Below are 9990 nucleotides of genomic sequence, written 5' to 3'. Positions count from 1 at the left end.
CGGAACTGGCAGACGCACAGGACTTAAAATCCTGCGGTGAGTGATCACCGTACCGGTTCGATTCCGGTCCTCGGCATAATAAAAATATGCGCCCATAGCTCAACTGGATAGAGTGTTTGACTACGGATCAAAAGGTTAGGGGTTCGACTCCTCTTGGGCGCGTAGTTTTTTTGTTTATCGGGAAGTAGCTCAGCTTGGTAGAGTACTTGGTTTGGGACCAAGGTGTCGCAGGTTCGAATCCTGTCTTCCCGATCAAAAAAAGAAGGTGAAAGCCTTCTTTTTTTTTATCTTAATTTAAAGAAAGGCGTTCTTCTTTATTTCATGCGCTAAGTTCGATATAATTATGGTCAGGAATAGTCAATAGGGGGCGATATTATGAGCAGAAATACCTCTGATTTGATCGAATCTTACTTGAAAGATATTTTAGAAAATAGTGAAATAATCGAAATTCGAAGAGCAGAGATGGCACAGCTGTTTAATTGTGTTCCTTCTCAGATAAATTATGTAATCAATACACGTTTTACTTTTCAACGCGGTTATTTAGTTGAAAGTAAACGAGGTGGCGGAGGCTATATTCGAATAAGTAAAGTTAAGATTTCTGATCAGCATTACTTTTTAGAACAATTGATGGATTCTTTTGGAGCTGAAATTTCTGAAGCAAATGCTTTTGGAATCATTCAGAAATTATTTGAGGAAGAAATTATTACTGAGAACGAAGGTAACTTGATGTTGAGTGCAGTATCGAAGACTGTCCTTGGTATCAGTCAAATTGAAAACAGACTACGAGCAAGAATTCTTCATGGATTTTTGGAACGTTTAAGTTATGAGAAAAAGGAGTGAGGGATATGGATCAGCTGTATACAGAACGTGCAAAAGCAGTATTAGCGATTGCGCAACAAGAAGCTAAATATTTTAAACACCGCTCGGTTGGTTCGGAGCATTTATTACTAGCGTTAGTGATTGAACAACAGGGAATTGCGGGTAAAACCTTACGTCAAATGAATTCAAGTGAAAATGACATTCGTGAAGAAATTGAACATATGACGGGTTACGGGTCAGTTAAGTCTTATCCTGAAGGTGGCTATCTTCCTTATTCTCCAAGAGCAAAACAGATTTTGATTTTTGCTGATGATGAAGCCAAACGTTTCAATGCAAAATTAGTTGGAACTGAGCATATCTTGTTAGGTCTATTACGTGATGATGAAATCTTAGCTTCACATATCTTAGTGAATTTAGGTTTGAGCTTGCCTAAGATGCGGCAGCTTTTACTGAAAAAAATGGGCGTCAATGAGGTACAAAATGCTAATCAAGGTACTGGGACTCGGAGAAAAGCAGCGGCTAAACCTGCACAAAATAATTCTCAAGGAACGCCTACCTTAGATGGATTGGCTCGTGACTTGACGAAGCTGGCACGAGAAAAACGCTTAGATCCAGTAGTTGGAAGAGATAGTGAGGTTCGTCGTGTAGTCCAAATTTTGAGCCGCCGTACGAAAAATAATCCTGTATTAGTTGGTGAACCTGGTGTCGGTAAGACGGCGATTGTTGAAGGTTTGGCACAACGGATCATTTCTGGTGATGTACCAGAAGATATGCGTGGAAAACGTTTGATGATGTTGGATATGGGCGCTTTAGTTGCTGGAACAAAATATCGTGGGGAATTCGAAGATCGATTGAAAAAAGTAATCGATGAGATTTATCATGATGGTCAAATTATCTTGTTTATTGATGAATTGCATACTTTAATTGGTGCTGGCGGAGCTGAAGGGGCGATAGATGCCTCAAATATTTTGAAACCTGCATTGGCTCGTGGTGAACTGCAAACAATTGGTGCCACGACGTTAGATGAGTATCAAAAATATATTGAAAAAGATTCTGCTTTAGAACGTCGATTTGCTCGAGTGCAAGTGGAAGAGCCAACACCTGAGGAAGCGGAAGAAATCTTAAAAGGATTGCGTCCGCGTTATGAGGATCACCATGGAGTAGAAATAACTGATGAAGCGCTGCATGCTGCAGTTTCTTTATCAGTAAGATATATCAACTCACGCCAGTTGCCAGATAAGGCAATCGATTTGATGGATGAGTCTTCCGCAAAAGTTCGTTTGGATTCTACTGATGAAGTATCGGAACTTACGGAATTAGAAGATGAAGTTCAAGAATTGGTGATGGAGAAGGAAAAAGCGATTCAAAATCAAGACTTTGAATCAGCAGCGCGTCTGCGTTTGCGAGAAAAACAATTAGCCGAAGTATTGGAACAAGCAAAAATTAAAGCGGCAAAACAAGAAAATGGTTATATTGATCAAGTGACGGATGAAGATGTTGCGGCGGTTGTTTCCCAATGGACAGGTGTGCCGTTACAACAGTTGGAGAAAAAAGAAAGTCAGCGTTTATTGGATTTAGAAAATGTTCTGCATAAGAGGGTAGTCGGGCAGGAAGAAGCAGTTCAGGCTATCTCGCGTGCTATTCGTCGGGCTCGAAGCGGATTGAAAGATCCTAATCGCCCAATCGGCTCCTTTATGTTCTTGGGTCCAACTGGTGTTGGTAAGACAGAGTTGGCGAAAGCTTTGGCCGAAGCAATGTTTGGCAGCGAAGAAGCTCTGATTCGAGTGGACATGTCTGAATACATGGAAAAATACAGTACGAGTCGTTTGATTGGATCGCCCCCGGGCTATGTTGGTTATGAAGAGGGCGGGCAATTAACGGAAAAAATTCGTCAAAAACCTTATTCAGTGATCTTATTAGACGAAGTGGAAAAGGCTCATCCAGATGTATTCAATATTTTATTGCAGGTTTTAGATGATGGTCATTTAACGGATTCAAAAGGTCGAAAAGTTGATTTCAGAAATACAATCTTGATTATGACTTCCAACATTGGTGCGACAGAAATTCGCGAAGAAAAAAATGTTGGGTTCAACGTGAAGGATATTACCAAAGATCATCAAGCGATGGAAAAACGAATTCTGGAGGAATTGAAAAAAGCCTTTCGTCCTGAATTCTTAAACCGAATTGATGAAACGGTTGTCTTCAAAACATTGGATCAAGAACAAATTCATGAAATTGTGAAAATTATGAGTCGTTCTATCTTAGATCGTATGAAGGAACATGAAATCAAAGTGAAGATCACACCAGCTGCCTATGATGTGATTGGAAAAGTTGGTTTTGATCCTGAATACGGTGCTCGGCCAATTCGCAGAGCGTTGCAAAAAGAGATTGAAGACCGATTAGCGGAAGCTTTGTTATCTGGTCAAATTCAATTAGGTGACACAGTGACGATCGGTGCCAGCAAGGGCAAGGTGACATTAACTGTAAAAAATTCTAAAGAAGAAAAAATTCCAGAAAAAGTTTAATTAATCAGAGGATGACGCATTGGCGTTATCCTCTTTTTTATGCCGTCAGTTGGAAACTTTGGGAAGCTGTGATAGTATGAGAAAGTCTAAAAGGAGGACCTAACATGATCGAATTAATTGCGACGGTAGAGTCAATGGCACAAGCTGAAGACTTGTTTGCTGCCGGCTTAGATACATTATACATAGGAGAAGAAGAGTTTGGTTTGCGATTGCCGCATTCTTTTTCTCGTGATGAACAAAAAGCCTTGATTGAAATGGCCCATGCTCAAGGAAAAAAGGTGAATGTTGCTGTAAATGGTATCATGCATCCTGATAAGATGAAAAAAATTCCAGAGTATTTGACATTTTTAGCAGAGGTGAAGCCGGACTATGTCGTTGTTGGCGATACTGGTGTAATCTATTTATTGCAAGAGTATGATCTGCCTTATATTTATGATGCGGAAACCTTGGTAACTAATGCACGACAAATTAATTTTTGGCAGAAGAAGGGTGCGGTAGGGGCTGTTTTAGCTCGTGAGGTGCCTTTTGAAGAGATGCAGCAGCTACGGCAGTATGTTGATGTTCCGGTAGAAGTATTAGTCTATGGGGCTACGTGTATTCACCAATCGAAAAGACCGTTATTAGATAACTATTTCAATTATACGAAGCAGGCGGAAGAGACTTCAAAAGAACGCGGGCTGTTTATTTCAGAACCGAAAAAGGCTGACACGCATTATTCAATCTACGAGGATCAGCACGGGACTCATATTTTTGCTGATAATGATCTGAATTTAATTCAAGAGTTGGCTGAATTAGCTCAAGCAGGCTATCAAACGTGGAAACTCGATGGTTTATTTACACCAGGAGCAGATTTTACAGCTATTGCAAGAGTTTTTGCGGAAGCTAAAGGAGCAATTGAAAAGGGAACTTGGAACGAAGCGGAAGCAATTCGCGCGCAACAAGAAATCCAAAAATATCATCCTGTTGGTCGAGGAATGGATACTGGCTTTTATCATTTGGACCCAACAGCGATTAAATAGGAGTAATAGCAACATGACAGAGAGAAAATTGAAACGGCCCGAGGTTTTAGCGCCGGCCGGGACATTGGAAAAATTAAAAACCGCGATTCATTATGGCGCGGATGCAGTATATATCGGCGGAGATGCCTATGGCTTGCGATCCCGAGCGGGGAACTTCTCATTTGAAGAGATGGAAGAAGGAGTGGCTTTTGCAAATAAGTACAACGCAAAAGTCTACGTAGCAGCTAACATGGTGACACATGAAGGCAATGAAGAAGGCGCTGGAGAATTTTTCAAAAAGCTGCGTGATATCGGAATTTCAGCAGTAATTGTTTCTGACCCAGCCTTGATAGAAATTTGTGCTTCAGAAGCTCCGGGGTTAGAAATTCATTTATCAACCCAAGCGTCGGCAACAAATGCTGAAACATTGAAGTTTTGGCAAAATGAAGGTTTGGAGCGGGTTGTTTTAGCTCGTGAGGTCTCAATGGAAGAGCTGGCGGAAATTCGACGGAATACGGATGTTCAAATTGAAGCCTTTATTCACGGTGCCATGTGTATCTCATATTCAGGACGCTGTACATTGTCGAATCATATGTCGATGCGGGATGCAAACCGTGGCGGCTGTTCTCAATCATGCCGTTGGAAATACGAATTATTTGATATGCCGTTTGCTCAGGAGCATCGTTCATTGACCGAAAACGGGGATGTCACAGAAGAGTTTTCTATGAGTGCCGTGGACATGTCCATGATCGAACATATTCCTGATTTGATCGAAAACGGCGTTGATAGTTTGAAGATTGAAGGACGGATGAAGTCGATTCATTATGTTTCGACTGTTGCAAATGTGTACAAAGCGGCCGTGGATAGCTACATTTCTGATCCAGAAAATTATGTCTGCAAGCAGGAATGGATCGATGAATTGTGGAAGGTCGCTCAACGGGAATTATCGACCGGGTTTTATTACCATGTACCGACGGAAAATGAACAGTTATTTGGTCCGCGCCGGAAGATTCCAGTTTATAAATTTATTGGCGAAGTTTTAAGTTATGATGAAAAGAGTGGAATTGCCACTGTTCGTCAGCGGAATCATTTTAGAGTGGGCGATGAGATCGAATTTTATGGGCCAAACTTCCATCATTTCGAACAAACGGTTACCGAGATGAAAAATGATGAAGGCGAAATGATCGATCGAGCACCAAATCCGATGATGATCATCACAATGCCGGTGGCTCAACCAGTGAAGCCTGGAGATATGATACGTAAGAAAAAAGACTGAGGAATAAATTCTCAGTCTTTTTTAGAGCAGAGAATGAGGAAATACTTCAATCATAAACGGAATAGGCAAAAAGCAATTCTTTTTTAGCAGAATGTATTAAAATGAACGTATTGGGTCTGAAGCAGTTGCTTAATAGGTTCAGTTGATAGAAAGTTTTTACATAGTGAAATTAGACTTATATTAAATCAGTATAAATTAGGAGGCAGTTGAATGAAGGAATATGATTACATCGTTGTCGGTGGAGGCAGCGGCGGGATTGCTTCGGCAAACCGTGCGGGCATGTATGGCGCAAAAGTACTATTAATCGAAGGAAATAAAATCGGTGGTACTTGTGTCAATGTTGGCTGTGTGCCGAAAAAAGTAATGTGGCAAGCTAGCAGTATGCTGGAGATGATTGAACGGGATGCGCCTAGTTATGGTGTTCAAGCCGACGTGGAAAAATTTGATTTTAAAGAATTAGTTGCACGACGCGAAAAATACATCGATTTTTTACATGGCGCGTACTATCGCGGGCTGGATAGCAATAACGTTGAGCGGATCGAAGGATATGCCACGTTTAAATCCGATCATGTCATTCGTGTAAATGGTGAGGAATATACAGCGCCGAATGTTTTAATCGCAACAGGCGGTCGCCCAAGTCAGATGACTATTCCTGGCGGTGAATTGGCGATTGATTCGAATGGATTCTTTGAATTGACAGAACAACCGAAAGAAGTGGTTGTCTTGGGAGCAGGATATATCGCAGCAGAGTTAAGCGGTGTATTGCAAGGAATGGGCACTCAGGTTCATTGGGCTTTCCGGCATAGTCGTCCCTTACGGACTTTTGATAAAATGCTGGCAGATAACTTAGTTGAAATCTATCGTGAGAACAAGATGAAGCTGTATGATCACCATGTAGCAAAAGAAATTAAACAAAATACTGACGGAACGTACACCGTCCATTTTGAGAATGGCAATACTTTAACGGGTGATAAGGTCTTATTTGCTGGCGGCCGTTTACCTAACACTGATAAATTAGGTTTGGAAAATACCTCGGTAACCTTGAACGAGAAGGGCTTTGTGATTGTCGATAAATATCAAAACACAACGAGCGAAGGGGTTTATGCTGTTGGCGATGTCATCGGTAAGATCGATTTGACTCCTGTAGCGATTGCTGCAGGGCGCCGTTTATCTGAACGGGTATTTAATGGCAAGTCCGAAGAATTTTTAGATTATGAAAATGTACCAACCGTGATATTTACCCATCCAACGATCGCAACGATTGGCTTAACTGAAGATAATGCTATCGAGCGCTATGGAAAAGATCAGATCAAAATTTATCATTCACGCTTCACGCCAATGTATTTTGCATTAAGCGATTATCGTCAAAAATGTGATATGAAATTGGTTTGTGTTGGCGAGGAAGAGAAGATCATCGGTCTGCATGCGATCGGCATTGGCGTTGATGAAATGCTGCAGGGATTTGCGGTAGCGATCAAAATGGGAGCAACGAAGAAAGATTTCGATGATACGGTTGCCATTCATCCAACTGGCAGTGAAGAATTTGTAACGATGCGATAAAAAAATGATGTGCCCGAATGCGGCACATCATTTTTTTATTGGATCGAACTTAAACTAATTTCGCCGGAGGAAAGAGTAACCTTTTCGTCTCCTAAATCGACAACTAATTCTCCGATGTCGGTAATCGCAACAGCGGTACCTAGATATAGCTGATCTTTACGCTTGAACGTAATTTTCTTGCCTAATACGAATGATTTTTTGCGATAGGAATCAAGGTAGGTTGTTTGTTCAGCTAATAAGTCGAAGAAACGATTCCAAATATTGATGATTAATTGATTTCGTGTAGTCGTTGCTTTTCCATCAGAAAAGAGGGAGGTTGCTTTTTCACGCAGCTCCTCAGGATAAATTTCCTGTGGAATCGAAAAATTGATCCCCATACCGATAATAATGTATTTCAATGAATTGGTTTCAACATCAGTCATCGCTTCGGACAGTATTCCAACCACCTTTCTGTGATTCAAGTAGATGTCGTTGACCCATTTGATTTGACTCTCGACTCCTAATAGTTCATCGATCGCTTCAGCGACAGCGACGGCCATTAAGATCGTGTATTGCGGCAATTCCTGCAGCTGTTCTTTGGGTTCCAATAATAAACTCATATAGATCCCTTGCTGCTTCGCCGCAAAAAATGGTCGGTTGAAGCGTCCTCGCGGGGCCTTTTGCATATCCGCCACAATCAATAAGGGGGATTTTTTGCCTTCCATAACGGCTAGCTGCGCATCTTTCATAGTTGAATCTGAAGTTTCCAAAACGGTGACGTCGACAGCTTGGTTAATATGTTCCTGGATCTCTTTTGCATCTAAAATATCTGAAGGCTGGTAGCGATAGCCATTTGCTAAATGTTGAATCTGGTAGCCTTTTTTTTCCAGCTCTTTGATTGCTTTCCAGATAGCGGTGCGGGATACACCCAATTCTTGAGCTAAGGCTTCACCAGATAGAATTTCTTCTGCGGCTTTTAAACGTGCCAAGACTTTCTCTTTTGTTGTCAAAGGGATACCTCCATCATTTTTCTTTCTGGGCTCAGTGTAACAAAAAAACAGGCTGCATAAAAGCAGCCTGTCAAGAAAGAAGGGAGAATCTTTTGTGGAATCAACCCAATAACAAGGCGTCGTCTTTTAGTTCGACACCAGAGTTTTGATGGAAAAGCTCCATTAATTTTGGCACAGTTAAATTCTGCTTTTCCGCTTGTTTTAAATCTAATGCAATTTGTCCTTGGTGGAGCATGATTAAACGATTGCCGTATTGAATCGCATCCTCCATATTATGGGTAACCATAAAGGCAGTCAGCTCTTGTTCACGAATCAAGCGTTCCGTCAGCTCCATGACAGTCAATGAAGTTTTTGGATCAAGTGCTGCTGTGTGTTCATCTAGTAAAATTAGATCAGGCCGTTGCAAGGTTGCCATCAGTAAGGTGATGGCTTGCCGTTGACCCCCAGAAAGCAGACCAATTTCAGCATCTAATCGATTTTCTAAATTTAAATTCAGCATCGCTAATTGTTCTTGGAAGAAACTGCGATCTTTACTTTTTACGCCTAGAGAAAATCCGCGTTTGTGTCCGCGTTTCATTGCCAGCGCTAGATTTTCCTCCACCGATAACCGAACGGCCGTCCCCATTTTAGGATCTTGGAAGACCCGGCTGATTTTTTTTGAACGGCGTGTTACGGAATGTTTCGTGATGTCTTCTTCATTCAAAAACATTTGACCTTCTTCGATCGGCAACGTACCGGCGACACTATTTAACAGGGTTGATTTACCTGCGCCATTTCCGCCGATAATAGTCACAAATTCGCCAGGGGCTAGGCTTAGATTAATGCCGCGCAATACATGATTTTCATTCACTGTTCCGCGTTCGAAATATTGATGAAGATTATTGATTCTTAATACTGGTTGCATTTGCGTCAGCCCCTTTCTTCTTTGTTTTAATGGTAAATTTTGAACGGATTTGTGGTAATGACAGACAAATAACTAATACGATCGCCGAAGCTAATTTAGAATCTGTCGGCTCTACGTTCAACTCAAATACTAACGCCAAGATGAAACGGTAAATAATTGCTCCCGCCACGATCGTAATCAAACGAATAAGAATTGGTTTATTATGGAGCAGAACTTCTGCGATGATAATCGAAGCTAATCCAATAACGATCGTACCGACTCCGGAGTTCAAATCCGCAAAGCCGTTATTTTGAGCTAACAAGGCACCTGAAAGAGCGATGCTGCCGTTTGAGATCATGTAGCCCAAAAGCTTCATATTTTCAGTTTTGATTCCATTGGCTTCACTCATATCGGGGTTATCACCGGTTGCTCTAACAGCTAAACCAATCTCCGTTCGGAAAAAGAGGACTAGCAGCAAAATAACCAGCAGGACAATTAACAGACCCACTAAGATCACCGCATTATTTTTACTCAAGCCCATATCTTGTGCAGCTGTAAAAACAGTACTTTCGCCTAATAAAGCGATGTTTGGAGCGCCCATCACCCGCGAAGTAATGGAATACAAGCCAGTCATAGTGATAATTCCAGCTAGCAGCGCCGGGATTTTGAATTTCGTATTCAAGATCCCAGTAACTAATCCGGCCAGCATGCCGCCGCCGAATGCTAACAAAGTAGCTAGAGCAGGATGCATGCCATTAACGATCCCAATCGCAGCGATCCCGCCGCCCAAGGGGAAACTTCCCTCGGCGGTCAGATCGGCAATATCCAAAATTCGAAAAGTCATGTAGACTCCAATCGCTAGTAACGACCAGAGCATACCTTGTGACGTCGCTGATAATAACAAAGTGATAACGTTCATGATTCTTCCTTCTTTCTTTGT

The 9990-nt window shown here is 41.6% G+C and carries 8 protein-coding genes and 2 tRNA genes; 7 read left to right on the top strand and 3 right to left on the bottom strand.

From position 1 onward, the window contains the following. Window positions 1-88 precede the first annotated feature (88 nt). The 7 genes from FFR60_RS17495 to gor all read left to right on the top strand — a co-directional run bounded on the left by FFR60_RS17495 (window position 89) and on the right by gor (window position 7178). Window positions 89-162 (top strand) — tRNA-Arg (locus tag FFR60_RS17495). A gap of 16 nt (window positions 163-178) precedes the next feature. Continuing rightward, window positions 179-252 (top strand) — tRNA-Pro (locus FFR60_RS17490). 120 nt (window positions 253-372) lie between these two features. Continuing rightward, window positions 373-840, top strand: a complete 468-nt coding sequence (locus FFR60_RS17485; RefSeq protein ID WP_283205011.1) for a CtsR family transcriptional regulator — start codon at window positions 373-375, stop codon at window positions 838-840. 5 nt (window positions 841-845) lie between these two features. Next, on the top strand, window positions 846-3344 hold the full coding sequence (locus FFR60_RS17480; RefSeq protein ID WP_088933975.1) for an ATP-dependent Clp protease ATP-binding subunit: 2499 nt from the start codon (window positions 846-848) through the stop codon (window positions 3342-3344). Between the two features lie 104 nt (window positions 3345-3448). Beyond that, on the top strand, window positions 3449-4363 hold the full coding sequence (locus tag FFR60_RS17475; RefSeq protein WP_137665132.1) for a peptidase U32 family protein: 915 nt from the start codon (window positions 3449-3451) through the stop codon (window positions 4361-4363). Between the two features lie 13 nt (window positions 4364-4376). Further along, a complete protein-coding gene (locus FFR60_RS17470; RefSeq protein WP_137665131.1) occupies window positions 4377-5618 on the top strand; it encodes a peptidase U32 family protein in 1242 nt (413 codons plus the stop codon). Between the two features lie 210 nt (window positions 5619-5828). Further along, a complete protein-coding gene (gene gor, locus FFR60_RS17465; RefSeq protein WP_137665130.1) occupies window positions 5829-7178 on the top strand; it encodes a glutathione-disulfide reductase in 1350 nt (449 codons plus the stop codon). Between the two features lie 35 nt (window positions 7179-7213). Here the strand turns inward: gor and FFR60_RS17460 are convergent, their stop codons facing one another. The 3 genes from FFR60_RS17460 to FFR60_RS17450 all read right to left on the bottom strand — a co-directional run bounded on the left by FFR60_RS17460 (window position 7214) and on the right by FFR60_RS17450 (window position 9969). Then, the gene (locus FFR60_RS17460; RefSeq protein WP_137665129.1) at window positions 7214-8167 is read right to left on the bottom strand and encodes a biotin--[acetyl-CoA-carboxylase] ligase; all 954 of its coding nucleotides are present in this window, start codon (window positions 8165-8167) and stop codon (window positions 7214-7216) included. 100 nt (window positions 8168-8267) lie between these two features. Beyond that, on the bottom strand, window positions 8268-9071 hold the full coding sequence (locus FFR60_RS17455; RefSeq protein ID WP_088933970.1) for an ABC transporter ATP-binding protein: 804 nt from the start codon (window positions 9069-9071) through the stop codon (window positions 8268-8270). Continuing rightward, complete coding sequence (locus FFR60_RS17450; RefSeq protein WP_088933969.1) at window positions 9046-9969, bottom strand: ABC transporter permease; 924 nt, start codon at window positions 9967-9969, stop codon at window positions 9046-9048. The genes FFR60_RS17455 and FFR60_RS17450 overlap by 26 nt, the downstream gene beginning before the upstream one ends. Between the last annotated feature and the right edge of the window lie 21 nt (window positions 9970-9990).

Source organism: Enterococcus hulanensis (assembly GCF_005405485.1).
Classification (GTDB): Bacteria; Bacillota; Bacilli; order Lactobacillales; family Enterococcaceae; genus Enterococcus_A; species Enterococcus_A hulanensis.
Note: the sequence above shows the minus strand (reverse complement) of the source record. Positions and strands in the feature narration are given on the sequence as shown.

Coding starts and splice junctions, on each gene's coding strand:
- FFR60_RS17450 (WP_088933969.1), bottom strand. CDS start 9,969: ATGAACGTTATCACTTTGTTATTATCAGCGACGTCACAAGGTATGCTC.
- FFR60_RS17470 (WP_137665131.1), top strand. CDS start 4,377: ATGACAGAGAGAAAATTGAAACGGCCCGAGGTTTTAGCGCCGGCCGGG.
- FFR60_RS17475 (WP_137665132.1), top strand. CDS start 3,449: ATGATCGAATTAATTGCGACGGTAGAGTCAATGGCACAAGCTGAAGAC.
- FFR60_RS17455 (WP_088933970.1), bottom strand. CDS start 9,071: ATGCAACCAGTATTAAGAATCAATAATCTTCATCAATATTTCGAACGC.
- gor (WP_137665130.1), top strand. CDS start 5,829: ATGAAGGAATATGATTACATCGTTGTCGGTGGAGGCAGCGGCGGGATT.
- FFR60_RS17480 (WP_088933975.1), top strand. CDS start 846: ATGGATCAGCTGTATACAGAACGTGCAAAAGCAGTATTAGCGATTGCG.